At 63.5% G+C, this 23,883-nt stretch carries 22 protein-coding genes; 17 read left to right on the top strand and 5 right to left on the bottom strand.

Annotated elements, in window-relative coordinates; genetic code table 11:
- Nucleotides 1-18: 18 nt before the first annotated feature.
- Complete coding sequence (locus EOA16_RS02965) at nucleotides 19-1,557, top strand: trimethylamine methyltransferase family protein (protein WP_164754091.1); 1,539 nt, start codon at nucleotides 19-21, stop codon at nucleotides 1,555-1,557.
- Between the two features lie 57 nt (nucleotides 1,558-1,614).
- The gene (locus tag EOA16_RS02960) at nucleotides 1,615-4,041 is read left to right on the top strand and encodes an FAD-dependent oxidoreductase (protein WP_127255384.1); all 2,427 of its coding nucleotides are present in this window, start codon (nucleotides 1,615-1,617) and stop codon (nucleotides 4,039-4,041) included.
- Nucleotides 4,042-4,069: 28 nt separating this feature from the next.
- On the opposite strand, the gene EOA16_RS02955 is transcribed toward EOA16_RS02960, so the two are convergent.
- Nucleotides 4,070-4,462, bottom strand: a complete 393-nt coding sequence (locus tag EOA16_RS02955) for a DoxX family protein (RefSeq protein ID WP_127255382.1) — start codon at nucleotides 4,460-4,462, stop codon at nucleotides 4,070-4,072.
- A 200-nt stretch (nucleotides 4,463-4,662) separates the two neighbouring features.
- On the opposite strand from EOA16_RS02955, the gene EOA16_RS02950 reads away from it, so the two are divergent.
- The gene (locus EOA16_RS02950; protein WP_206517306.1) at nucleotides 4,663-5,151 is read left to right on the top strand and encodes a hypothetical protein; all 489 of its coding nucleotides are present in this window, start codon (nucleotides 4,663-4,665) and stop codon (nucleotides 5,149-5,151) included.
- An 83-nt stretch (nucleotides 5,152-5,234) separates the two neighbouring features.
- Here the strand turns inward: EOA16_RS02950 and EOA16_RS02945 are convergent, their stop codons facing one another.
- Nucleotides 5,235-6,011: a VOC family protein gene (locus EOA16_RS02945; protein ID WP_127255378.1), complete on the bottom strand. Its 777-nt coding sequence runs from the start codon at nucleotides 6,009-6,011 to the stop codon at nucleotides 5,235-5,237.
- 173 nt (nucleotides 6,012-6,184) lie between these two features.
- Between EOA16_RS02945 and EOA16_RS02940 the strand changes: the two genes are divergently transcribed.
- The 11 genes from EOA16_RS02940 (at nucleotide 6,185) to EOA16_RS02890 (ending at nucleotide 17,680) form a co-directional block, all read left to right on the top strand.
- Nucleotides 6,185-6,913: a gamma-glutamylcyclotransferase gene (locus EOA16_RS02940; protein WP_127255376.1), complete on the top strand. Its 729-nt coding sequence runs from the start codon at nucleotides 6,185-6,187 to the stop codon at nucleotides 6,911-6,913.
- A 130-nt stretch (nucleotides 6,914-7,043) separates the two neighbouring features.
- Nucleotides 7,044-8,408, top strand: coding sequence for an NAD(P)-dependent oxidoreductase (locus tag EOA16_RS02935; RefSeq protein ID WP_127255374.1), 1,365 nt, complete (start codon nucleotides 7,044-7,046; stop codon nucleotides 8,406-8,408).
- A 2-nt stretch (nucleotides 8,409-8,410) separates the two neighbouring features.
- On the top strand, nucleotides 8,411-9,724 hold the full coding sequence (gene preA / locus EOA16_RS02930; protein ID WP_127255372.1) for an NAD-dependent dihydropyrimidine dehydrogenase subunit PreA: 1,314 nt from the start codon (nucleotides 8,411-8,413) through the stop codon (nucleotides 9,722-9,724).
- A gap of 110 nt (nucleotides 9,725-9,834) precedes the next feature.
- Complete coding sequence (locus tag EOA16_RS02925) at nucleotides 9,835-10,338, top strand: Rrf2 family transcriptional regulator (RefSeq protein WP_127255370.1); 504 nt, start codon at nucleotides 9,835-9,837, stop codon at nucleotides 10,336-10,338.
- A gap of 42 nt (nucleotides 10,339-10,380) precedes the next feature.
- Nucleotides 10,381-10,839, top strand: a complete 459-nt coding sequence (locus EOA16_RS02920; protein ID WP_024501510.1) for a carboxymuconolactone decarboxylase family protein — start codon at nucleotides 10,381-10,383, stop codon at nucleotides 10,837-10,839.
- A 67-nt stretch (nucleotides 10,840-10,906) separates the two neighbouring features.
- On the top strand, nucleotides 10,907-11,284 hold the full coding sequence (locus EOA16_RS02915) for a DoxX family protein (RefSeq protein ID WP_127255368.1): 378 nt from the start codon (nucleotides 10,907-10,909) through the stop codon (nucleotides 11,282-11,284).
- Nucleotides 11,285-11,394: 110 nt separating this feature from the next.
- A complete protein-coding gene (locus EOA16_RS02910; protein WP_127255366.1) occupies nucleotides 11,395-12,456 on the top strand; it encodes a glycosyltransferase family 4 protein in 1,062 nt (353 codons plus the stop codon).
- Nucleotides 12,457-12,506: 50 nt separating this feature from the next.
- Nucleotides 12,507-14,669, top strand: a complete 2,163-nt coding sequence (locus EOA16_RS02905) for an amylo-alpha-1,6-glucosidase (protein ID WP_127255364.1) — start codon at nucleotides 12,507-12,509, stop codon at nucleotides 14,667-14,669.
- Between the two features lie 144 nt (nucleotides 14,670-14,813).
- A complete protein-coding gene (locus EOA16_RS02900; protein ID WP_127255362.1) occupies nucleotides 14,814-16,592 on the top strand; it encodes a trehalose-6-phosphate synthase in 1,779 nt (592 codons plus the stop codon).
- Nucleotides 16,589-17,371, top strand: a complete 783-nt coding sequence (gene otsB / locus EOA16_RS02895) for a trehalose-phosphatase (RefSeq protein WP_127255360.1) — start codon at nucleotides 16,589-16,591, stop codon at nucleotides 17,369-17,371. Before EOA16_RS02900 ends, otsB begins: the two co-directional genes overlap by 4 nt.
- A gap of 60 nt (nucleotides 17,372-17,431) precedes the next feature.
- Nucleotides 17,432-17,680 carry a hypothetical protein gene (locus EOA16_RS02890; protein ID WP_127255358.1) on the top strand — a complete coding sequence of 83 codons (249 nt, stop codon included), beginning with the start codon at nucleotides 17,432-17,434 and terminating at the stop codon, nucleotides 17,678-17,680.
- Nucleotides 17,681-17,710: 30 nt separating this feature from the next.
- Here EOA16_RS02890 and EOA16_RS02885 read toward each other — a convergent pair whose 3' ends face one another.
- The gene (locus EOA16_RS02885; protein ID WP_127255356.1) at nucleotides 17,711-18,433 is read right to left on the bottom strand and encodes an SDR family oxidoreductase; all 723 of its coding nucleotides are present in this window, start codon (nucleotides 18,431-18,433) and stop codon (nucleotides 17,711-17,713) included.
- On the bottom strand, nucleotides 18,430-19,275 hold the full coding sequence (locus EOA16_RS02880) for an SDR family NAD(P)-dependent oxidoreductase (protein ID WP_127255355.1): 846 nt from the start codon (nucleotides 19,273-19,275) through the stop codon (nucleotides 18,430-18,432). The genes EOA16_RS02885 and EOA16_RS02880 overlap by 4 nt, the downstream gene beginning before the upstream one ends.
- 104 nt (nucleotides 19,276-19,379) lie before the next feature.
- Between EOA16_RS02880 and EOA16_RS02875 the strand changes: the two genes are divergently transcribed.
- Nucleotides 19,380-20,255: a helix-turn-helix transcriptional regulator gene (locus EOA16_RS02875; RefSeq protein ID WP_127255353.1), complete on the top strand. Its 876-nt coding sequence runs from the start codon at nucleotides 19,380-19,382 to the stop codon at nucleotides 20,253-20,255.
- Between the two features lie 57 nt (nucleotides 20,256-20,312).
- Here EOA16_RS02875 and EOA16_RS02870 read toward each other — a convergent pair whose 3' ends face one another.
- Complete coding sequence (locus tag EOA16_RS02870) at nucleotides 20,313-20,963, bottom strand: TetR family transcriptional regulator C-terminal domain-containing protein (RefSeq protein WP_127255351.1); 651 nt, start codon at nucleotides 20,961-20,963, stop codon at nucleotides 20,313-20,315.
- A 226-nt stretch (nucleotides 20,964-21,189) separates the two neighbouring features.
- On the opposite strand from EOA16_RS02870, the gene EOA16_RS02865 reads away from it, so the two are divergent.
- Together EOA16_RS02865 and EOA16_RS02860 are read left to right on the top strand one after the other, a co-directional pair.
- On the top strand, nucleotides 21,190-22,518 hold the full coding sequence (locus EOA16_RS02865; RefSeq protein ID WP_127255349.1) for an aspartate aminotransferase family protein: 1,329 nt from the start codon (nucleotides 21,190-21,192) through the stop codon (nucleotides 22,516-22,518).
- Between the two features lie 70 nt (nucleotides 22,519-22,588).
- Nucleotides 22,589-23,839: a Zn-dependent hydrolase gene (locus EOA16_RS02860; RefSeq protein ID WP_127255347.1), complete on the top strand. Its 1,251-nt coding sequence runs from the start codon at nucleotides 22,589-22,591 to the stop codon at nucleotides 23,837-23,839.
- Nucleotides 23,840-23,883: the final 44 nt, after the last annotated feature.

Below are 23,883 nucleotides of genomic sequence, written 5' to 3'. Positions count from 1 at the left end.
GGGGCTTTGATGCCAGGCATGACCGAACCAAGACGCAAACGCGGCGCCGAGCGCACCAGCAACAGGGGGCCGTCGGCCATCCCGCAACTGCCGCTCAGGCGGGTGACAAATCCCTATCCGCCTATGGCCATGCTGTCGCCCGACCAGATCGAGCAGATCCACCAGGCGTCGATGCACATATTGGAGAATTTCGGCATCGAGGTGATGAGCCCGCGCGCGCTGTCGCTGTTCGAGAAGGCAGGCGCCAAAGTCGACCACGCCTCGGCGAATGTCCGTATCGATCGTGGCCTGGTCGCCGAGGCGCTGAAAACCACGCAGTCCAGCTATGTGTTGACGCCGCGCAACCCGGCCAACGCGGTTCATCTCGGCGGCAACACCATCAATTTCACGCTCGTTGCTGGGCCGCCCAATGTGCACGACATGGAGCGCGGCCGTCGCGCCGGCAATTTGCGCGACTATGCGGACCTCACCCGGCTGGCACAGCATTTCAACTGCATCCACATGCTCGGCAACCAGGTCTGCGCGCCGGTGGAACTGCCGGCTAACTCCCGCCATCTCGACACCTACTTCACCAATCTGACGCTGACCGACAAGAGTTTCCATGTCTCGGCGATCGGCCGAGGCAGGGCGCTTGACGGCATCGAGATGATGGCCATCGCGCGTGGGTTTACGCTCGACCAGATGCGCGACGATCCCGGCATTACCACGATCATCTCGGTCAACTCGCCGCGCCGCTTCGACGAGATGATGGCCGAGGGGCTGATGACCATGGCCGAGTTCGGCCAGTCGGTGGCGGTGACGCCGTTCACGCTGATGGGGGCGATGAGCCCGGTGACGCTGGCAGGCGCGCTGGCGCAGCAGAACGCCGAGGCGCTGTTCGGCGTCGTGCTGACGCAGCTGGTGCGTCCAGGCGCTCCGGTCATGTATGGCGCCTTCACCTCCAATGTCGACATGAAGTCGGGCGCGCCGGCCTTCGGCACGCCGGAGAACACCAAGGCCAATATTGCGTCAGGGCAGTTGGCGCGGCGCTACGGGCTGCCGTACCGCACGACACCGGGCTCGGCCTCCAACGCCGCCGATGCGCAAGGCGCCTATGAGACGCTGATGGCGCTGTGGGGCGCGGTGCTCGGCCACGGCAACCTCGTCTACCACGCCGCCGGCTGGCAGGAGGGCGGACTGACGGCGTCGTTCGAAAAACTTATCATCGATGTCGAGATGATCCAACACATGATGGAGTTCTTGCGCCCGATCGAGGTCAACGAGGCGGAGCTTGCCGTCGAGGCGCTGGGCGCGGTGCCGACCGGCGGGCATTTCTTCGGCGAGCCGCACACGCTCGAGCGCTACGCCACCGCCTTTTACCAGCCGATGCTGTCCAACTGGCAGAATTACGAAGCCTGGCAGGAAGCTGGCGGACTCGACGCCACCGCACGCGCGACGCGGCTGTGGAAGAAAGCCCTGGAGGACTATGTCGAGCCGGTGATGGATATCGCCGTGCGCGAGGCGCTGGAGGCCTACATGGCCAGGCGCAAGGAAGCGATCGGGCAGGGCGAGCCGTGATCGTTCCCAGCTTGAATCCACTCACCCATCCAACTCACTGATATCAGAGAAGAATCCATGAAATCGCATGCAAAGGTCGTGGTCATTGGCGGTGGCGTCGTCGGGTGCTCCGTGCTGTTCCATCTCGCCCGCCACGGCTGGACCGATGTTGTCCTGCTGGAGCGCGACGAGCTGACATCGGGCTCGACCTGGCACGCGGCCGGCGGCATGCACACCATCAATGGAGACCCCAACGTCGCCAAGCTGCAGAAATACACGATCAACCTCTACAAGGAGATCGAGGAGCTTTCCGGCCAGGCGACCGGCGTGCATCTGACCGGTGGCGTGCTTCTGGCGGCGACCGAGGCGCGGCTGGACTGGCTGCGCGGCGTCGTCGCCAAGGGCCGTTATCTCGGCATAGAGCTCGAGGAGATCTCGCCCAACGAAGCGGCCGAACTGATGCCGCTGCTCGATCCCAAGCAGTTCGTCGGCGCCGTCAGGAACAAGGAGGACGGCCATCTCGATCCCTCAGGCGTCACCCATGCCTATGCCAAGGCCGCGCGCAAGCTCGGTGCCGAGGTCGAGCGCTTCACCAAGGTCGAGGACATCGTGCGGCGGCCCGACGGCTTATGGCGCGTCATCACCAACAAGGGCGAGGTGGTGGCCGAGCATGTCGTCAATGCCGGCGGCCTGTGGGCGCGCGAGGTCGGCCGCATGGTCGGGCTCGAACTGCCTGTGCTGGCCATGGAGCACATGTACCTGATCACCGAGGACATGCCGGAGGTCGCCGCCTGGAACGCCAAGACCGGCACCGAGATCATCCATGCGGTCGACTTCGATGGCGAACTCTATCTGCGCCAGGAGCGCGGCGGCATGCTGATGGGCACCTACGAAAAGGCCAACAAGCCTTGGTCCGAATACCAGACGCCGTGGAATTTCGGCCATGAATTGCTGGCGCCGGACATCGACCGCATCGCGCCGTCGCTTGAGGTCGGCTTCCGCCATTTCCCGGCCTTCCAGAACACCGGCATCAAGCAGATCATCAACGGGCCTTTCACCTTTGCGCCGGACGGCAACCCGCTGGTCGGGCCGGTGCGTGGCCTGCCCGGCTTCTGGGTCGCTTGCGGTGTCATGGCCGGTTTTTCGCAGGGCGGCGGCGTCGGCCTCGCTTTGTCGAACTGGATGATCGAGGGCGATCCCGGCGCCGATATCTGGGCGATGGATGTCGCGCGCTATGGCGACTGGGCGACGATGGCCTATACCAATGCCAAGGTGCGCGAGAATTATTCCCGGCGCTTTTCGATCCGCTTCCCCAATGAGGAGCTGCCCGCCGGGCGGCCGCTGAAGACGACACCGGTCTATGATCTGCTGTCGGCCAAGGGTGCGCAATGGGGTGTTGCCTATGGGCTGGAAGTGCCGCTGTGGTACGCGCCGGAAGGCGTCAAGGACGAGTTCTCGTGGCGCCGCTCGAGCGACTTCACGCAGGTCGCCAAGGAGGTCGCGACGGTACGCGACAGTGTCGGCCTGTCCGAGATTTCGAGCTTCGCCAAGTACAAGGTGACGGGTGAGGGGGCGGCCGCCTGGCTCGACCGGATGCTTGCCTGCAAACTGCCGAAACCCGGCCGCATGACGCTGGCGCCGATGCTGAAGGAAGACGGCAGACTGATCGGCGATTTCACCCTCGCCAATCTCGGAAGCGAAGGCTGGTTCCTCGCCGGCTCCGGCATCGCCGAGCAGTACCATATGCGCTGGTTCGAGCAGCACCTGCCCGGCGATGGATCGGTCCGCATCGAGGCGCTGGGCGCGAAGCTCACCGGTCTGTCGATCGCGGGCCCGAAGGCGCGGGATGTGCTGGCAAAGGCCACGCGCTCGGATGTCTCCAATGCCGCCTTTTCCTTCATGGCCATTGGCCGGATGGATGTCGGCATGGCGCCGTGCCTGGTCGGCCGCGTCAGCTATACCGGCGATCTCGGCTACGAGATCTGGGTGGCGCCAGAATACCAGCGCGCCGCCTATCAAGCGCTGATGGCGGCGGGCGAGGAATTCGGCATCGGCCTGTTCGGCTCGCGCGCGCTCAATGCGCTGCGGCTGGACAAGAATTACGGCTCATGGGGGCGCGAGTACCGGCCGATCTACGGACCGCTGGAAGCGGGGCTCGACCGCTTTGTTGCTTACGGCAAGGACGCCGATTTCATCGGCAAGGCCGCGGCGCTGGCCGAGCGCAGGCATGGCGGCAAATTGCGCCTGCGCGCCTTTATCGTCGATGCCGACGATGCCGATGTCATCGGCGATGAGCCGATCTGGTTCGATGGTGCGGTGCGCGGCTGGGTGACGTCGGGCGGCTATGCGCATCATTCCAAGAAATCCGTTGCCGTCGGCTATGTGCCGAAGGAGATCGCCGATGAGAGCGACGGCTTCGAGATCGAGCTGCTGGGCAAGCGCCATGCGGCGCGCATTCAGGCGGTGCCGCTTTTCGACGCCAATTTCGAACGGATGCGTGCCTGAAATCAGGCATGCCCCCTTCTTACGGGCGTCACGCGCTGCGGCGGTTGTCCAGCGCGAAGGCGCCGGCGCCGGCAAACACCAGATAGAGGAAAATGAAGCAGAACGAGATCGCCGAATCGCCGCCATTGTTGACGGGGAAGAAGTCGCGCGGCATGTGCGCCATGAAATAGGCGATCGCCATTTCGCCGGCCAGAAGGAATGCCACGGGCCGCGTGAACAGGCCCAGCGCCAGCAGTATGCCGCCGGTGAATTCGAGAATGCCGGCAGTGAGTGACAGTCCGCTCAAAGCACCGGCGTGGTCGCTGACCGGGAAATTGAACAGTTTCTGGGTGCCGTGTTCGATGAACTGCAGCGCGGTCACGATGCGCAGAATGCCGAGTGCCTGCGGCTGATATCTGGCAAGGCCGTCGAAAAGCTTCATCTAAAACTCCCTTTAGCTTCCGGGACCGGCCATAGATTATCGCCCGGCATTGGACCATTCACTTCCCATGGCTTGCCATCAACAATCGGTGATTGGGAATGTTCCCAATTCCCCTGCAAATTCTCTCGCCATGGTTGCATTAGTACCTCTATGGTTGTATTGATGTGTGTACAACAATCTGAATGTGTGGGGGTCTTGCCATGAAAAAAGTCGTCATCAGCCTGTTCGCGATCGTCGCAGGCACCAGCTTCGCCATGGCCGAAGACGCCGGCTGTGAGGCCTTCAAGTGGCCGGTGACGCGGGAGCAGACCCTGTTTGCCGCGGCACCGGCAGCGCCGTCCGGAGCGGCGCTGGCGGTTGGTGCGGCTGCGGACCTGGCGCTGGTGCCGGTAGAAAAAGCCGGTTTTGCGGTGGCGCCCGAACGTGCGCCGGCATCAGACACGTTTGGGGCCGTCGCCAGCGTGGAAGTGCCATCCGAGGGAGCCATCCAGATAAGTCTCTCTGGGGAGGCCTGGATCGATGTCATTCAGGATGGCCAGGCCATCAAGTCGGCTGGCTATAGTGGCGTGAAAACATGCCCTGGTATTCGCAAGAGTGTGCGCTTCAAGCTTGCGCCCGGACCGGCCACCGTCCAGTTCAGCGGCGCGAAAAAAGCTGAGCTGAAGGTCGCGGTGCTGGCGCCGGAATAGGTCGGCGCCAAGCAGATGAATACGGCCCTTCATCGGTGGTGCGACGAAAGGCCGGTGCTTTGTACCAGCCGTGTTTATCGCCGTCAGCGGACCGGCGCCATCAAGGCGAAGTGCGCGCCTTGCGGGTCCTGGCACTGCACGACCCAACTGCCGCCGGGGACCTCCATCGGCCCCATCAGGATCTTGCCGCCATTGTCGGTCACCCGCTTGGCCGCCGCATCGATGGCCGGGACGTTGAAGTAGAACTGCCAGACCGGGACCGGAATCTGCTCCGGCTTGTTCATGATGCCGCCGCCGGATTCGGGGCCGGCCGTGAAGGTCTGGTAGGTGCCCATCGGGCCCATGTCGAAATCGCCGGCATCGACCCAGCCGAACTGGTCGCGATAGAAATCGAACGCGGCTTTCCAGTCGCTCGTGTAAAGCTCGTGCCAGCCGATATGGCCCGGCGTGCTGGCCGGCACGACTGGCTGGTCGGGGCCGTTCGGCTGCAGGAACATGAATGTCGCGCCCTGCGGATCGGCGACGACGGCAAAGCGGCCGACGCCCGGAATATCGTCGGGCTGGCGATGAACGGTGCCGCCGGCTTTCTCCAAGGCAGCCGTGGAGGCGTCGACATCCTTGGTGTGGATGTAGCCGAGCCAGGCGGGCGGCATGCCCATCTTGGCGGCTTCCTCGGGCATTGTCATCAGGCCGCCGACGCCACGTTCGCCGACATTCATGACGACATAGCGCGGCATGCCGGGCGCCACGTCGAAAGGCTTCGCCGTCCAGCCGACCACTTTGGGGTAGAACGCCTCGGCGGCGTCGAGATCTGTGGTCATCAATTCGTACCAGAAGAAGGGCATCGGGAATTTCTGCATTTTCGGTCTCCTCACCTTTCATGCATCGATCGTCGTCCGATCCATCATAGGACGATCCTCACGACGAAAATCCGACACCGCCCGGACAGTAATGGTCGAACCGAGGCAAGCGTTCCGAGGCTTGCACGCCGAGCGGTTTTCGATTTCTCTGCGATGATGAGGGAATGTCGTTCATGCGCTTGATGTCGCTCACGCCCGAGCTTGTCGCACTGTGCCACCGGGAGGAGGCCGATCCCGGTCCGGACCCGAGCTGGACGGAGTTGAACGACGAGGATTTCCGCACCCTTGGCTTGCGGCTGTCAGGGGAAGCCGACGAGGGGCCACTATGGGTGTTCGCCTACGGGTCGCTGATCTGGAAGCCGGAATTCGAATCGGTCGAGCAACAGCTCGCCACCGCTTTTGGCTGGCACCGCTCTTTCTGCCTCGACATGGTGCGTTGGCGCGGCAGCGCCGAGCAGCCGGGTTTGATGATGGCGCTCGAACGGGGCGGACGCTGCAACGGGGTGATCTACCGCTTGCCGGAGGGCGAAAAACCGGTCCAGATCGAAAGGCTGCTGCGGCTCGAGATCAGCGACCACGAAAGTATCGACACGGTCAGGTGGCTGCCGGTGCATACGCCGCAAGGCGCGCTGCGTGCGCTTGGCTTCTGGGTCGGCGTGAAGGGCAGGGGAACGTCGCTGAACCAGCCGCTGGACAGAGTGGCGAGCGTGCTGGCCCGAGCCTGCGGGCATATCGGATCCGGCGCCGAATATCTCTACAACACGGTCAGCCACCTCGAAGCATTCGGCATCCATGACCGCAATCTGTGGCGGTTGCAGGAATTGGTCGCGGACCAGGTCAGGGCTATCCATGGCCATGGACTTGAGCCCGGCCATTCGCTCACGCTGCAAACGCAGCCGTAATTGCCCATAACATGAGTAAAAAAATCATGTTATTGTCGAGCCTTTTCAGGGGCTTGCGCCGAAAATTGACCAATTGATAAAAAAATAAAACGTGCTAGCCTTCCCCAAAAGAAAACATGGGGAACTGACGATGCCAGAAGGCCAATTCAGGGAAGGCATTGCGGGCGGCAGGCTCTCGGCCGACCAGTACGCGGACAATTTTTCCGACCTGCACCCACCGCTCGACCACCACGAGGCGCTGGTTGAATCCGACCGCTGCTATTTCTGCTACGACGCGCCGTGCATGAATGCATGCCCGACCTCGATCGACATTCCGCTGTTCATCCGCCAGATCTCGACCGGCAACCCGATCGGTTCGGCCAAGACCATCTTCGACCAGAACATATTGGGCGGCATGTGCGCCCGCGTCTGCCCGACCGAGACGCTGTGCGAGGAAGTCTGCGTGCGCGAAGTGGCGGAAGGCAAGCCGGTGCAGATCGGCCGCCTGCAGCGCTACGCCACCGATGTCGCCATGGGCGAGAACAAGCAGTTTTATCCGCGCGCCGAGCCGACCGGGAAGACGGTCGCCGTGGTCGGCGCCGGTCCGGCCGGCCTTGCCGCCGCGCACCGGCTCGCCCGCCACGGCCATGACGTGACCATCCTGGAGGCGCGCGCGAAGGCCGGTGGCCTCAACGAATACGGCATCGCCGCCTACAAGAGCGTCGACGATTTCGCCCAGGCCGAAGTCGACTACGTGACCGCGATCGGCGGTATCGACATCCAGAACGGCAAGGCGCTCGGCCGCGACTATCAGCTGTCGGATCTGATCCGCAATTACGATGCGGTGTTTCTCGGCATGGGTCTTGGCGGCGTCAATGCGCTGCGTGCCGATGGCGAGGAGGCCGACGGCGTCATCAACGCGGTCGAGTTCATTGCCGAGCTGCGCCAGGCCAGCGACCTTTCCGGCCTGCCGGTTGGCCGCCGCGTCGTCGTCATCGGTGGCGGCATGACGGCCATCGACGCCGCGGTACAGTCGAAGCTGCTCGGTGCCGAGGAGGTGACGATCTGCTACCGGCGCGGCCAGGAGCACATGAACGCTTCCGAATTCGAACAGGATCTGGCGGCAGCCAACGGCGTCAGCATCCGCCACTGGCTGCAGCCGAAGCGGGTGATCGCCGAAGACGGCAAGGTCACCGCCGTCGAACTCGAATACACCGCCCTCAACGGCGACAGGCTTGCCGGCACCGGCGAGACACTGACGCTCGTTGCCGACCAGGTGTTCAAGGCGATTGGACAGAGCTTCGTGCCGGCAGCCCTTAACGGCAGCGGCGCTTCGATCGACCTCGAAGCCGGCCGCATCAAGGTGGACGCGGAAGGGCGCACGTCGCTCGACAGGGTCTGGGCCGGTGGCGACTGCATCTTCGGGGGCGACGACCTCACCGTCTCGGCGGTCGCGCAGGGCCGCGACGCGGCGGAGAGCATCAATCGGGCACTGACCTCGAACGGGAGGGCATGAGCATGGCAGATATCAGAAACAATTTCGTCGGCATCAAATCGCCCAACCCGTTCTGGCTGGCCTCGGCGCCGCCGACCGACAAGGCCTACAATGTCATCCGCGCCTTCAAGGCCGGCTGGGGCGGGGTGGTGTGGAAGACGCTGGGCGAGGAAGGCCCACCGGTGGTCAACGTCAACGGCCCGCGCTATGGCGCGATCTGGGGCGCCGACCGCCGACTGCTCGGCCTCAACAACATCGAGTTGATCACCGACCGCGACCTGCAGGTCAATCTGCGCGAGATCAAGCAGGTCAAGAAGGACTGGCCCGACCGCGCCATCGTCGTCTCGCTGATGGTGCCCTGCGTCGAGGAGGCCTGGAAGGCGATCCTGCCGGTGGTCGAGGAGACCGAGGCCGACGGCATCGAACTCAATTTTGGCTGCCCGCACGGCATGTCGGAACGCGGCATGGGTGCCGCCGTCGGCCAGGTGCCGGAATATATCGAAATGGTGGTGCGCTGGTGCAAGCAGAACACCCGCATGCCTGTCATCACCAAGCTGACGCCCAACATCACCGATGTGAGGAAGCCGGCGCGTGCAGCACATGCCGGCGGCACCGACGCGGTGTCGCTGATCAACACCATAAACTCGATCACTGGCGTCGATCTCGACAGTTTTGCGCCGCAGCCGACCATCGACGGCAAGGGCTCGCATGGCGGCTATTGCGGTCCGGCGGTGAAGCCGATCGCCATGAACATGGTGGCCGAGATCGCGCGCGATCCCGAAACCCAGGGCCTGCCGATCTCCGGCATTGGCGGCATCACCACCTGGCGCGATGCGGCCGAATTCATGGCACTCGGCGCCGGTAATGTGCAGGTCTGCACGGCGGCGATGACCTATGGCTTCAAGATCGTGCAGGAGATGATCGCCGGGCTCGAAAACTGGATGGACGAGAAGGGCCACGCCTCGCTCGACGACATCATCGGCCGGGCTACGCCCAATGTCACCGATTGGCAGTATCTCAACCTGAACTACGTCGCCAAGGCGCGTATCGATCAGGATGCCTGCATCAAATGCGGCCGCTGCCACATCGCCTGCGAGGATACTTCGCACCAGGCGATCACCAGCATGGTCGATGGCGTCAGGCATTTCGAGGTCATCGAGGCCGAATGCGTCGGCTGCAATCTCTGCGTCAATGTGTGTCCGGTTGAGAACTGCATCACCATGGAGCCGCTGGCGGCCGGCGTGATGGACCAGCGCACCGGCAGGCCGGTGTCGCCGATCTATGCCAACTGGACGACGCACCCGAACAATCCGATGGCCAAGGTGGCTGCGGAATAGGGACTACCCCAGGAAAGAAGAGCGGCGCTTTCGAGTGCCGTTTTTCATTTTCCTATTGCGGATAATAACTATCCAAGATATCATGTATCCATGATCAAGGAGCCGATCCAATGAAGCTGGGCGAGGGCGTTGAAGCAGCCATCCATTGCGCTGCCACGCTGGCGAGTGTGGCAGGGAACAGTACGGTGCCGGGCGCCGCTCTGGCCGAGGCCTTTGGCCTGTCGCCTAGCTATCTGCTCAAGCATCTCAACATGCTCAGCGCCGAGCGCATCCTGGAATCGGTGCCCGGGCCTGCCGGTGGCTATCGGTTGGCGCGGCCGGCCGAGCGCATCACGCTGCTCGACATCGTGCTGGCCGTCGAGGGCCGCGAGCCGGCCTTCCGTTGCGGCGAGATACGCCAGCGCGGTCCGGTGAAGCTCGATGCATCGGCCTATGTCAAACCCTGCGGCATCAACGCCGCGATGCTGAAGGCCGAGCGCGCCTATCGCGCCGCGCTCGCCGAGACCAAGCTGTCCGATATCGTGGCCACCTATGCTGCGGAAGGCGATCCGAGATCGCTTGCCGCGAGCTGCGCCTTCGTCGAGCGCCACCAGCGGCCGCAGAAATCCAGTTAACCCCGTAGACCCAAACCCAAGCAGATTTGAAAGGACAAGACGATGAAACAGAGGCTGCAATTTTTCGCCAAGGCGCCGGAGATCATGAAGGCGGTGTCGGCGCTCAACAAGGCGGTAGACGAATGCGGGCTGGAGGTGAGCCTGCTGCACCTGATCAAGCTCAGGGCGTCGCAGATCAATGGCTGCTCGTTCTGCGTCGAGATGCATAGCCGCGAGGCGAGGCGCGACGGCGAGACCGAGCAGCGGCTCTATCTGGTTTCGGCGTGGAAGGAATCGCCGCTGTTTTCCGAGCGCGAACGCGCCGCCTTGGCCTGGACCGAGGCCGTCACCCTGATCGCCAACAATGGCGTGCCAGACGAACTCTATGCAAGGACGCTCGAGCATTTCTCGGAAGAGGAGCTGGTCAAGCTGTCCGTTGCGCTCGGCATGATCAATACCTGGAACCGGCTGTGCATCCCGTTCCAGGCCATTCACCCGATGCCGGCGGCCAAGGCTGCCTGATTGTCCGGATGTGTTTTGGAGCGCCGTCGAAAGGCGGTGCTCCGACTGTTTCTGAAGGGAGAGTTTGATGCCTGCCGATTCGCCTTCGACGCTGTTGTTTCTCGGCCGGCTGTTGCTCGGCGGCGCCTTCGTCTTCGCCGGCCTGCGCAACATCCAGAACGCGCCCTTCCTGGCCCAGATGATGGCCGCGCGTGGCGTGCCGCAGGCAAGATTGGCGCTGTGGCTCGGCATCGTGCTTCAGATCACCGCCGGCGTGCTGGTCATCGCAGGACTCTGGACCGCATTCGCCGCAGCGGTGCTGCTGCTGTTCCTCATCGTCGCCACGCCGATGTTTCACAATTTCTGGGACCATCAGGGTCCGGACCGTGCGTCCCGCGTCAACGGCTTCGTCGGCAATGTCGCGCTGAGTGGTGGCTTCCTGACGCTGATCGCGCAGTCGCTTTGACGCGCGGCTCCATGCCGACTGCGGCACTGTGGCGCCGCCAGTCATTAAATCGGAACCAATCCAGCCGTTGACGCATTTCGCACCTGTATGCCGAGCATCCAGGATGAAATATGAAAATTGCCCATGTCGCGCCGCTTTATGAATCGGTGCCGCCGCGGCTCTATGGCGGAACCGAGCGCATCGTCTCGTATCTGACCGAAGCGCTGGTTGATTTGGGCCATGAGGTGACGCTGTTTGCCAGTGGCGACAGCCACACATCCGCGACGCTGGTGGCTGGCCGGGAGCGCGCGCTACGCCTCGATCCGCGTCCGCTCAAATCCGAGATCGCGGCGCATCTTTCGATGCTTGCGCAGGTGAGGGAACGGGCGTCGGAGTTCGACGTCATCCACTTCCACCTCAGCCACTTCCTGCACTTTTCCTTCTTCGAGGAGATGGCGCAGCGGACGGTGACAACGCCGCATGGCAGGCTGGATTATGTCGACCTGGCGCAGGCCTATGAGCGTTTCCCGCGCTTTCCCATGATTTCCATTTCGCACAGCCAGAAGGCAGGCCTTGCCAACGCCAACTGGTTGGCGACGATCCATCACGGATTGCCGACCGGTATCTACGAGCCGACTTTCGAGACGAAGGCGGAAGAACCCTATCTTGCTTTCCTCGGCCGGTTTTCACGCGACAAGCGCCCGGATCGCGCCATCGAGATCGCCTTGCGTTCGGGGCTCAAGCTCAAGCTCGCGGCAAAGATCGGGGACGACGACCGCGCCTATTTCCACGAGATGGTCGAACCGTTGATCGACGGCGATCGCATCGTCTATGTCGGCGAGATCGAGGAGGGCCAGAAGGCGGAATTTCTCGGCAAGGCGGCCGGCCTGCTGTTCCCGATCGACTGGCCGGAGCCGTTCGGCCTCGCCGCCATCGAGGCCATGGCCTGCGGTACGCCGGTGATCGCCTGGAATTGCGGCGCGCTGCCCGAGATCATCGATCAAGGCGTGACCGGTTTTATCGCTGATACAATGGATGGCGCGGTCGCCGCGGTACCTGATTTGCTGCAGCTCGATAGGCGCAAGGTAAGGGCCGTCTTTGAAAAGCGTTTTTCCGCTCGAAGAATGGCTGGCGATTATCTGGCCGCCTATGCGGGCCTGATAGGCGTCCCGAGCGCGGCGAAGGCGTCTTGAGCAGCGACGTGCTCGAGCCACGGCAACGAAACAACAGGGACCTTTGACGAATGGCCCAACTCGATGAGCGCCAGCTCGATCCTGCGGTCGCGCTTGCATCGCTCGACGCCACCGCCCCTCGCGAGCCGCATCGGTTGTTTGCGCTCAAGCAGGCCGATTGCTTCGCCGTTGCCGACGCCTATGGCGACATACGTGGCGCCGGCGACGGTTTCTTTCGCGACGACACACGGGTTCTTTCCGAGTTCCGGCTGACCGTCGGCGGCAGGCAGACATCGCTGCTTGGCGCCTCGCTTAGCCAGGACAATGTGCTGTTCACCACCAATTTGACCAATCTGCCGATACAGAGCGCCGGTGGACGCGACATCCCACAGGGAGCCATTCACATCGAACGCGTCAGGCTGCTTTGGCAGGACAGGCTGTTTGAACGCATCACCCTTTCCAATTACAGCCGGGAACACTCGACGATCAGCGTTTCCCTGCACTATTCCGCCGATTTCCGCGATATGTTCGAAGTGCGTGGCTCGACACGGCTGAAGCGCGGGCTGGCCCATGCCGCCGAAACAGACGCGACGTCGGTGCTGCTGCGCTATGACGGGCTCGATGGCCTGGCCCGCCTCTCTGCGATATCGTTCTCGCAGGCGCCGGACCAACTGAGTGCCAACCGTGCCGATTTCCTGATCGCCGTGACCAAGCGCAGCAGGAAGGTGCTTTATGTCGAGGTCGGTCCCGAGGTGGCCGATAAGCCCGACCGCGACCGGTTCCGCGCCGCTGCCGCCCGCGCCCGCTTTGGAATGCGGGCCAAACGTCGCCATGGCGCGACGGTGCGCAGCTCGGGCCGTGTCTTCAACGACTGGGTCGAGCGCGCCCGCGCCGATGTCGCGCTGCTGACCACCGAACTGGCGACCGGACCCTACCCTTATGCCGGTATTCCCTGGTTCTCGACGGCGTTCGGCCGTGACGGCGTCATCTCGGCACTGCAGATGCTGTGGCTCAATCCGGGCCTGGCGCGGGGCGTGCTGGCCTTTCTGGCCCAGCACCAGGCGACCGAGACATCGCCGTTCAGCGATTCGCAGCCGGGCAAGATCATGCACGAGACCCGCAAGGGCGAAATGGTCGCGCTGCGGGAGCTTCCCTTCGGCCGCTACTACGGTGGCGTCGATACGACACCGCTCTACATCTATCTTGCCTGTGCCTATGCCGATCGGACCGGTGACATGGCGTTCATCGACAGCCTGTGGCCGTCGCTGTGCGCGGCGGCCGAATGGACGGAGGAGGCGGGCCGCGAGACCGGCTTCGTTACCTACCAGCGGGCCGCCGAGTCCGGCCTCGCCAACCAGGGATGGAAGGACAGTTTCGATTCCGTCTTTCATGCCGATGGCCGCATTCCCAAGGGCCCGATCGCGCTAGTCGAAGTGCAGGGCTATGTCTTTGCCGCTTTCCGGGGGCTGGCCAAGCTTGCCCGCCGCCGTGGCGAGGACGACAAAGCCGATCACTGGGAGGACCGCGCCGAGGCGATGCGGGTGGCCGTGGAACGCGATTTCTGGCTCGACGATCTCGGCTTCTATGCGCTGGCGATCGACGGTGAAGGCGAGCCCTGCAAGGTGCGGACCTCGAATGCGGGCCATCTGCTCTTTGTCGGATTGCCTGAGCCGGCGCGGGCCCAGATGGTCGCCGACCAGCTGCTTTCCGCCTCCTTCCATTCCGGCTGGGGACTGCGGACGCTTGCCGACGATGCCGTGTTCTTCAATCCGATGTCGTACCACAATGGTTCGATCTGGCCGCACGACACCGCCATGTGCGGTGCCGGCCTGGCGCGCTACGGCGAGCGTGAAAGCGTGGTTCGCCTGATGAGCGGCACATTCGAATCTGCGGTCCATTTCAACATGCGGCTGCCCGAACTGTTCTGCGGGTTTACCCGAGCGCCCGGCGAAGCACCGATCGCCTATCCCGTCGCCTGCCTGCCGCAGGCGTGGTCGGCGGGCTCCGCTTTCATGCTGATGCAAGCCTGTCTTGGCTTGGAGATCGACGGCTGGGATGGCGAAATCCGCGTCACCCGCCCGAGGCTGCCGATCGGCATCGACACGCTCACGCTTCGTCACCTGGGCGTCGGCGAGAGAGTGGTCGATCTCACCTTCCAGCGCGTCGGCGACCGGGTCGTCGCTTTCCTCGCCGATCGCCACGAAGGGCTGGTGCCGCTCATCGTCAGAACATGATCCGAACAAAATTGGCGGAACCGATCCCGGCTTTGTGCGTTGCGAAAATACATGTCCGTATGGCGACCATGTCACCGCGGACAGTTTCAAATTGGTAACACGAACAAAACGGCCGCAGAACGGCCGGAGGTGAGTTGGCATTCCATGACAAATTACGGTGCGGACCTGCTCTGGGTTCTGATCCTGGCGAGCCTCGGTTTTTCCGCTTTTGCCGTTTTCTTCTCCCTATCGCGGCAGCGCCGCAGTCATCCTCCTGCGGTCGCGCACACGCCGGGTGAAGACGTGGCCGCGGAGGCGGCGCGCAAGGTGATACGTGAGTTCGAAAAGAACGGCCAATCGGCCGATGCGGCGCTGGTGACGTGGTCGCCCGAGACATTGCGCAAGATCCTTGCCGACGATCTGCCCGATGCGCAGGTCATCGTGGTGTCCAACCGCGAACCCTATATCCACAACATCAGGGATGACGGCGTCGAATTGCTGGTGCCGGCCAGCGGGCTGGTGTCGGCGCTCGAGCCTATCACCCGCGCCTGTGGCGGCACCTGGATCGCCTATGGCGGTGGAACCGCGGACCGCCTGACCGTCGACGACCACGACCGGGTACTGGTGCCTCCCGGCCATCCGTCCTACACGCTGCGCCGGGTCTGGCTGACGGAGGAAGAGCATCAGGGCTACTATCTCGGCTTCGCCAATGAGGGCCTCTGGCCGCTTTGCCACATCGCCTTCACCCGACCGATTTTTCGCGCCTCGGATTGGGAGGCCTATGAGGCCGTCAACCGGAAGTTCGCCGACACGGTGGTGGCCGAAGCGCGCAACGAGCGGCCGATCGTGCTGGTCCAGGACTATCACTTCGCGCTGTTGCCGCGCATGATCCGCGAGCGCCTGCCGGAGGCGATCGTCATCACCTTCTGGCACATCCCATGGCCGAACTCGGAAGTGTACAGCATCTGTCCGTGGCGTGAACGCATTCTCGAGGGGCTGCTCGGCAGTTCAATCATCGGTTTCCACACTCAGTTCCACGCCAATAATTTCACCGAAAGCGTCGATCGCTTCCTGGAAAGCCGCATCGAGCGGGCCGATGCGGCAATCTCCTACGGTGGCCAGACGACGCTGGTGCACGCCTATCCCATTTCGATAGAATGGCCGGCGAGCTTGTTGGCAAAATTGCCTGATGTCGATGACTGCCGCGCCCGCCTTCGCAACAGGTTCGGACTGAAAGCGGATGTGAAGCTGGCCGTGGGCGTCGAGCGTCTCGATTACACCAAGGGCATTCTGGATCGGTTTCAGGCACTGGACGAATTGTTCAAGCGATACCCCGAATGGATCGGAAAGCTGGTTTTCCTGCAGATCGCGGCCCCCAGCCGCGGCACGCTCCCGGCTTACAAGCTGCTCCACGACGAATGCCACCGCTATGCCGAGGAACTCAACCAACGCTATGGCAGCGAGGGTTACAGGCCGGTGGTTATGGTGGCCGAGCATCACTCACAGGAACAGGTCTACGAGATCTATCGCGCCGCCGACATATGCATGGTCACCAGCCTGCATGACGGTATGAACCTGGTCGCCAAGGAATTCGTCGCGGCGCGCGACGACGAACAGGGCGTCCTGATGCTCAGCACCTTCGCCGGCGCCTCGCGCGAATTGCTGGAGGCGCTGATCGTCAACCCTTACGACGCCGCCATGATGAGCGAAGCGCTGCTGCAGGCGCTGATCATGACTTCAGACGAACAGCGCGAGCGCATGCGGCCCATGCGCGAGACGATCCGCAACAACAATGTCTATCGCTGGGCCGGCAGCATGCTTCTGGACGCGGCGCGCTTGCGCAAGCGCGGTGACCTCGACCGGGTAACCGGTGTCGGTGACCGGCCGCCTAGCGTCGACAATGTCGTGTCCATGTTCGAGCGCAAACGGGTAGTCATGTCATGAACGAGGTCCTGCAAAAGATGATCAGCGAAAGCCCGCAAAAGCCGCAGGCCGTCATGCCGAAACCGCAGGCTGTGCTGACCGGCGAATGGGCGTTGTTCCTCGACATCGACGGCACCCTTCTGGAACATGCCGAGCACCCGGACGCCGTCTCGGTCAGCGACGAGCTTCGCTCTTTGCTGCAAGGCCTGGACCGGAAGCTGGACGGGGCATTGGCCTTCATCACAGGCCGCTCCGTTGCCGCCGTGGACCATCTGTTTCAGCCTTTGAAGCTGCGCGCGGCCGGACTCTACGGCCTGGAACACAGGCTATCCCCGGGTGACGACGTCGAGATCGCGGACGAGCCGGCGGATATTGCAGCGCTTGCCGACGAGATCGAGGCCGAGCTCGGCCGTGGCGCCTATATCGAGCGCAAAGGACGGGTGCTGGCCATCCACACGCGCGCCGCCCCGCATCTGCTTCCGCGGGCGACGCAGCTTGTCGAGCAGGCGCTGGCCACGCTGCCAAAGGGCTACCGGGTGGTTCCCGGCAATGCCGGTGTGGAACTGCTGCCGCTCGAGGCTGCCAAGGGCGCAGCGATCCGGCGATTCATGGATATCGCGCCATTCACGGGCCGTCGCCCGGTCTTCCTGGGCGACGATACCTCGGACGAGAACGGCTTCGAAACGATCAATGATACCGGCGGCATATCGATCCGGGTCAAGCCACCGGCGCACACCACCGCGCAGTACGGGCTTGCCGGCGTTGCCGAGACGCTGGCCTGGCTGAGAGGTCAACTTTAGGTCCAGCCGACGCAACCGCGATCGCGCCTCCTGGAAAGGACAACGAAAGGAACGGTTTCCATGGGACGCTTTGCACAATTGGTCCGAGAGATCACCCCGAACTGGCTTCACGCTCGCTCCTCCCGTCATGAGATCGCCGAGGTTTCACCATCCGACGCGGACTACAGCTGGCAAGAGGCGATCGACAACAAGATGTATGGGGCGGATACATCTGATTATTCCCATGTGCCGGAAAAGCCTGTTTCGGCAAAACCGTCAGGCGACAGGCCTGCGGACGAGAACGACCGCGGTCCAAAGAAGGCCAATTAAGGTCCCGCCGGAGCCCGATAGTCGCTGTTCCTATGCCGCAAATCTCAGACCGCCGTCGCAGGTCAGCACCTGGCCGGTCATGAAGCCGTTGGAGACGAGGAAAGCGATTGCGTCGGCCACGTCTTCGGCCCGGCCGACGCGGCCGACCGGGGTTTTGCCGGCATAGCCGGCAAAGATCGTGTGCTTCTGCTCCTCGGCCAGAAAATCCCACCAGGGCGTGTCGATGACGCCGGGCGCCACGACATTGACGCGCAGCGGTTTCAACTCCAGGGCCAGGATCGGCACCACGGTCAACAGCATGCCGTTGATGGCGGCGATACCGGCGACGCCGGGCGTTGCGAGCTGCGCCGAGACCGCCGAGATGAAGGTCACCGATCCGGCCTTGTTCAGCGTCGGCAAGGCGGCCTGCAGGCAGGACAACTGCGGCCGGACCTTTTCCTCCACGCCACTGCCGATGTCGCTCAGGTCAAGCGTCGGGAAGGGGCCGAGGCCCTTGCCGCCGCTGGCCGCCAGCACCAGATGGTCGAAAGGCCCGAGGCTTTCGAAGAACTGGCGGACCTCATCGGGCTTCGCGGCGTCGAACGCAGCCTTGTCGGCAGCGCCGCCAAGGCTTTTCCAGGCGCTCTTCAGTTTCTCCTCGTAGCGCCCGGTGATGGTCACCTTCATGCTCGGGCCGAGCAGCTTGCGCGCCGTCGCCAGGCCGATGCCGGACGAGCCGCCGATGATGACGGCATGTTGGATTGTTGTGGTCATGAATGGTCTTCCTTCGATGTGGGGGAGGCCGGGCCGACAAGATCGAGGCTCAAGGCTCGCAACTGTTGCCTTGCCTTGGCGTCATAGGCCTGGGCATCGGCGCGGGATTCACGCAGGCCGTCGAAATAGAGGCCGCTTTTTCCGTCGAGCGCGGTCGACGTGGCGAGATTGAGGATAGCGTCGGCGCCAGTCTCGACCGAACTCCACGGCGTCACGCCTGCCTGCTGGACCATGGTGGTGTTCATGTAGCTGGCCGGATGCAGCGCGTTGACAGTGACGCCGGTGCCTTTTAGCCGCTCCAAAAGGTCGACGGTGAACAGGATCTGCGCCAGCTTGCTCTGGCAGTAGGCACGCACGCCGTCGTAACTCCGGGTCAGCATGACATCGCCGAAGTCGATCGCTTGCTGCCCGGCCGAGGCGACGTTGACGATGCGTGCCGGGGCGCTCGCCTTCAGCAATGGCAGAAGCTCGCTGGTGAGCAGGAAACCGGCGAGGTAGTTGACCGCGAAGCGCAGTTCGTAGCCGTCGGCGCTGACCTGCCTTTTGGCGCCTTGGCCTGCCGTGCCGATGCCCGCATTGTTGATGAGGATGTCCAGCCGGTCCGTCCGCGCGCGCACGGCCTCGGCAAGCCGGCGAACCTCGGCCAGCGAAGAGAGGTCGGCGACCAGAAGTTCCGCTTTGCCGCCGGCAGCTTCGATCTCGGTGACAACAGCCTTGCCGCGCGTTGCATCGCGGCCATGCACCAGCACACGGGCGCCCGTGGCGCCGAGCCTTTGCGCGACGACGCGGCCAACGCCATCTGTCGAGCCGGTGATGAGGATTGTCCTGTCTTTGAGTTCCATGTTCAGAGCCTCCGTTCTGTTGCTCTGAACGGAAGATGGGACAGTTGGCGCGAGCCAAACAGTTCAAACTTTATCCTGGTATCAATACTGCTATAGTAGGGGTCATGGATGCTTCCACCACGCACTCGGCTGAAGACAGCCGCCGGCGCGAACTCGGCGCCTTCCTGCGCTCGCGCCGCGAAAGGCTGACGCCCTCGGCCACAGGCATCGCCACCGGTCTCAGGCGGCGTACGCCGGGACTACGGCGCGAGGAGGTGGCGATGATCGCCGGCGTCGGCACGACCTGGTACACATGGCTGGAGCAGGGGCGGGAGGTCAGGCCCTCGGTCGAGGTGCTGACGGCACTTGCCGAAGCGCTGCGCCTCGACGCCGCCGAGAAACAGCATCTGTTCATCCTTGCCGACCGCCAGCAACCGGAGCGCCGTGCCGTGGCGCCGGAAAAAGTCGATGGCCCCTTGCTGCACATGCTGCAAAGCCTGGTGCTGCAGCCGGCCTATGTCGTTGGGCGGCGCTGGGACGTGCTGGCCTGGAACCCGGCGGCGGTGGCGGTGTTCGGCGACTATGGCTTGCTGGAGGGTGATGCCCGCAATATCGTCCACATGGTGTTCACGAGCCCGCACCACCGGCGCCTGCTGGTCGACTGGGAGCAACTGGCGCGCACCGTGCTGGCCTCGTTCCGGGCCGCGAGCGCCCGCTATGTCGGCGATCCGGATTTCGAGCGGCTGATCGAGTTGATGACGCGTTCGAGCCCCGAATTTCGGGCCTGGTGGCCGCAGCGCGACGTCGCGCACCGGCTGTCGGGGGTGAAACATGTCCGGCACCCGAGCGCGGGCGCCATGACCTTCGAGCATATGAGCCTGTCGATCAGCGACGGCTCGGACATGAAGCTGATCGTCTACACGCCGCTCGCCGAGCAGAACTCGGTCGCCAAGCTGCAGACATTGCTGGACGCGCTGCCGGCCGAGCGGCGCAGCGCCTGAGGTTGACTGACGAAGTGATGGGCGTTTCGGCTAATCCCCACGGTCTGCAACTTTAGTCTATTTCGACGAGGCGCTACCCTTCGGCTTCAGCCCATCCAAGAACAATTGCTCGAGAAATCTTGCCGCATCCTCGAAGCGGCCGTCGCCGCCGCGGTTCGGCCCGAGCACGGCGCGGACCTGGACGTCAAAATCGGCATAATGCTGCGTCGTCGCCCAGATCGAGAAGATCAGGTGCCACGGATCGGTCTTGGCGATCTTGCCGGCGCGCATCCAGCCCTTGATGACGGCGGCCTTCTCGTCAACCAGCGTTTTCAGTTCGCCCGCAAGCAGCGGCATGATGCGCGGCGCGCCTTGCAGGATCTCGTTGGCGAACAGCCGGCTCTCGCGTGGAAAGTCGCGCGCCATCTCCAGCTTGCGCCTGATGTAGCTGCGCAGTTCGGTGAGAGGATCGCCAATGTCGTCGAGTTCGCGCAGCGGCGCCAGCCAGGTGTCGAGCAGGCGCTGCATCAGCGTCTCGTGGATGTCTTCCTTGCGGCGGAAATAATAGAGCAGGTTCGGCTTCGACATGCCGGCGGCTTCGGCGATCTGGTCGATGGTCGAGCCGCGAAAGCCGTTGGCGGAGAAGACCTCGAGCGCCGCTTCCAGGATGAGTTCGCGCTTTTCCTGCTGGATGCGGGTGCGGCGAGGGGCGGCCGTGCCGATGGTCACCGTTGCAAGCCCTCGTGTTGAGGGTCATCTGGACCAATTCTCTGGACCAGTTTTTCCCTAGCCTGTGGAACGCACTTCAGGTGCCGCATTTCCGCTAGTAATCCTTGACCGCCGACAGGGCGGTGCTAACGTTTGTCCAATCGGTCAAAAATTTGCGTAGCATGAAAACGCGGCAAAGACCAAGCGTTGGGCGCAGCGAAACAGATTACAAGGGGAAGTCCTGGTCATGTCCAACCGGCTGAAAGTCACGCCGAACGATCTCAGCGCATTCTGGATGCCGTTCACGGCAAACCGGCAGTTCAAGCAGGCGCCGCGCATGATGGTGTCCGCCAAGGACATGCATTACACGACCAGCGACGGCCGCAAGGTGCTCGACGGCACCGCCGGCCTGTGGTGCGTCAATGCCGGCCACTGCCGGCCGAAGATCACCGAGGCGATCCAGCAGCAGGCCGCCGAGCTCGACTATGCGCCCGCCTTCCAGATGGGCCATCCGATCGTGTTCGAACTGGCCAACCGCCTGGTCGACCTCGCGCCGAAGGGCATGGACCATGTCTTCTTCACCAATTCCGGCTCGGAATCGGTCGAGACCGCGCTCAAGATGGCGATCGCCTATCACCGTGTGAAGGGCGAGGGCTCGCGCACACGGCTGATCGGCCGCGAGCGCGGCTATCACGGCGTCAATTTCGGCGGCATCTCGGTCGGCGGCATCGTCACCAACCGCAAGATGTTCGGCACGCTGCTCGGCGGCGTCGACCACATGCCGCACACGCATCTGCCGGAAAAGAACGCCTTCACCAAGGGCGTGCCGGAGTATGGCGCGGAACTCGCCAACGAGCTGGAGCGTATCGTCGCCCTGCACGACGCTTCCACCATCGCCGCTGTCATCGTCGAGCCGGTCGCCGGCTCCACCGGCGTCATCCTGCCGCCGAAGGGTTATCTTCAGAAGCTGCGCGAGATCTGCACCAAGCACGGCATCCTGTTGATCTTCGATGAGGTCATCACCGGTTTCGGCCGCCTCGGCACGCCGTTCGCCGCCGATTATTTCGGCGTCACGCCCGACATCATGACCACCGCCAAGGGCGTCTCCAACGGCGTCATCCCGATGGGCGCGGTGTTCGTGAAGAAGGAAATCCACGACGCCTTCATGACCGGCCCCGAGCACATGATCGAGTTCTTCCACGGCTACACCTATTCGGGCAACCCGATCGCCTGCGCGGCCGCACTCGGCACGCTCGACACCTACAGGGAAGAGGGCCTGCTGACCCGTGGCGAGGAGCTGGCGCCGTACTGGGAAGACGCGCTGCATTCGCTGAAAGGCGAGCCGAACGTCATCGACATCAGGAACATCGGCCTGATCGGCGCGATCGAGCTGGCGCCGATCGCCGGCCAGCCGACCAAGCGGGCCTTCTCGGCCTTCGTCAAGGCGTTCGAGCGCGGCGCGCTGATCCGCACCACCGGCGACATCATCGCGCTGTCGCCGCCGCTGATCATCACCAAGGGCCAGATCAACGAATTGATCGACCATGTGCGCGATGTACTGAGGTCGATAGACTAAATCTGCTTTGCCTGGATGGGTGGCGGCGGGAACCGCCGCCCGACCAGTGTATGAAATGAGAGGACTTTGAATGGCCGCACCCGGCGAGAATCTTCGAATCAATTCAGACCGTTTGTGGGATTCCATCATGGAGATGGCGAAGATCGGCCCCGGCATTGCCGGCGGCAACAATCGCCAGACCGTGACCGACGAGGACGGCGAGGGCCGGCATCTGTTCAAGCGCTGGTGCGATGCGGCCGGGCTCGAAATGGGCATCGACGAGATGGGCACGATGTTTGCCCGTCGCGAAGGCACCGACCCCAGCCTGCCGCCGGTCTATGTCGGCAGCCATCTCGATACGCAGCCGACCGGCGGCAAGTATGACGGCGTGCTTGGCGTGCTGGGCGGGCTTGAAGTGGTGCGCTCGCTCAATGATCTCGGCATCAAGACCAAACATCCGATCGTCGTCACCAACTGGACGAATGAGGAAGGCTCGCGCTTTGCCCCGGCTATGATGGCATCCGGCGTGTTCGCCGGCGTGCTCGACCAGGCCGATGTGTACGGGCATGTCGACAAGGCCGGCAAGAAGTTTGGCGAGGAGCTGGAGCGGATCGGCTGGAAAGGCACCGAGAAGGTCGGCGATCGCAAGATCCACGCCTTCTTCGAACTTCATATCGAACAGGGTCCGATCCTCGAGGACGAAGATATCGACATCGGTGTCGTCACCCATGGCCAGGGCCTTAAATGGCTGCAGGTGACGCTGACCGGCAAGGAAGCGCATACCGGCTCGACGCCGATGCCCAAGCGCCGCAATGCCGGGCTCGGCATGGCGCGGGTGATCGAGTTGGTGCACGAGATCGCCATGGACTACCAGCCCGATGCCGTCGGCGCGGTCGGCCACATGGAGGTTTATCCCAATTCGCGCAACATCATCGCCGGGCGCACCGTCTTCACCGTCGATATCCGCTCGCCGGAAAAGGAAGTGCTGGACGCGATGGATGGCCGCATCCGCGAAGGCATCGACACGATCTGCGATGCACTCGACATCCGCTACGAGATTGAACAGGTCGGCGCTTTCGATCCGGTGACTTTCGATGCCGGCTGCGTCAAGGCGATCCGCGATGCCGCCGAACGCCTCGGCTATTCCCACCGCAACATCGTCTCCGGCGCCGGCCACGACGCCTGCTGGATCAACCGCGTCGCGCCGACCGCCATGGTGATGTGCCCCTGCGTCGACGGCCTCAGCCACAACGAGGCCGAGGAGATCACCAAGGAATGGGCTTCGGCGGGCGCCGACGTGCTGTTCCACGCGGTGGTGGAGACGGCGGAGATCGTCGGGTGAGAGGTCGGCGCTGTACCCCCACCCCTAACCCCTCCCCACAAGGG

This window comes from Mesorhizobium sp. M7A.F.Ca.US.008.03.1.1, from assembly GCF_003997495.1.
Taxonomy (GTDB): Bacteria; Pseudomonadota; Alphaproteobacteria; order Rhizobiales; family Rhizobiaceae; genus Mesorhizobium.
Note: the sequence above shows the minus strand (reverse complement) of the source record. Positions and strands in the feature narration are given on the sequence as shown.

Coding starts and splice junctions, on each gene's coding strand:
- EOA16_RS02965 (WP_164754091.1), top strand. CDS start 19: ATGACCGAACCAAGACGCAAACGCGGCGCCGAGCGCACCAGCAACAGG.
- EOA16_RS02960 (WP_127255384.1), top strand. CDS start 1,615: ATGAAATCGCATGCAAAGGTCGTGGTCATTGGCGGTGGCGTCGTCGGG.
- EOA16_RS02955 (WP_127255382.1), bottom strand. CDS start 4,462: ATGAAGCTTTTCGACGGCCTTGCCAGATATCAGCCGCAGGCACTCGGC.
- EOA16_RS02950 (WP_206517306.1), top strand. CDS start 4,663: ATGAAAAAAGTCGTCATCAGCCTGTTCGCGATCGTCGCAGGCACCAGC.
- EOA16_RS02945 (WP_127255378.1), bottom strand. CDS start 6,011: ATGCAGAAATTCCCGATGCCCTTCTTCTGGTACGAATTGATGACCACA.
- EOA16_RS02940 (WP_127255376.1), top strand. CDS start 6,185: ATGCGCTTGATGTCGCTCACGCCCGAGCTTGTCGCACTGTGCCACCGG.
- EOA16_RS02935 (WP_127255374.1), top strand. CDS start 7,044: ATGCCAGAAGGCCAATTCAGGGAAGGCATTGCGGGCGGCAGGCTCTCG.
- preA (WP_127255372.1), top strand. CDS start 8,411: ATGGCAGATATCAGAAACAATTTCGTCGGCATCAAATCGCCCAACCCG.
- EOA16_RS02925 (WP_127255370.1), top strand. CDS start 9,835: ATGAAGCTGGGCGAGGGCGTTGAAGCAGCCATCCATTGCGCTGCCACG.
- EOA16_RS02920 (WP_024501510.1), top strand. CDS start 10,381: ATGAAACAGAGGCTGCAATTTTTCGCCAAGGCGCCGGAGATCATGAAG.
- EOA16_RS02915 (WP_127255368.1), top strand. CDS start 10,907: ATGCCTGCCGATTCGCCTTCGACGCTGTTGTTTCTCGGCCGGCTGTTG.
- EOA16_RS02910 (WP_127255366.1), top strand. CDS start 11,395: ATGAAAATTGCCCATGTCGCGCCGCTTTATGAATCGGTGCCGCCGCGG.
- EOA16_RS02905 (WP_127255364.1), top strand. CDS start 12,507: ATGGCCCAACTCGATGAGCGCCAGCTCGATCCTGCGGTCGCGCTTGCA.
- EOA16_RS02900 (WP_127255362.1), top strand. CDS start 14,814: ATGACAAATTACGGTGCGGACCTGCTCTGGGTTCTGATCCTGGCGAGC.
- otsB (WP_127255360.1), top strand. CDS start 16,589: ATGAACGAGGTCCTGCAAAAGATGATCAGCGAAAGCCCGCAAAAGCCG.
- EOA16_RS02890 (WP_127255358.1), top strand. CDS start 17,432: ATGGGACGCTTTGCACAATTGGTCCGAGAGATCACCCCGAACTGGCTT.
- EOA16_RS02885 (WP_127255356.1), bottom strand. CDS start 18,433: ATGACCACAACAATCCAACATGCCGTCATCATCGGCGGCTCGTCCGGC.
- EOA16_RS02880 (WP_127255355.1), bottom strand. CDS start 19,275: ATGGAACTCAAAGACAGGACAATCCTCATCACCGGCTCGACAGATGGC.
- EOA16_RS02875 (WP_127255353.1), top strand. CDS start 19,380: ATGGATGCTTCCACCACGCACTCGGCTGAAGACAGCCGCCGGCGCGAA.
- EOA16_RS02865 (WP_127255349.1), top strand. CDS start 21,190: ATGTCCAACCGGCTGAAAGTCACGCCGAACGATCTCAGCGCATTCTGG.
- EOA16_RS02860 (WP_127255347.1), top strand. CDS start 22,589: ATGGCCGCACCCGGCGAGAATCTTCGAATCAATTCAGACCGTTTGTGG.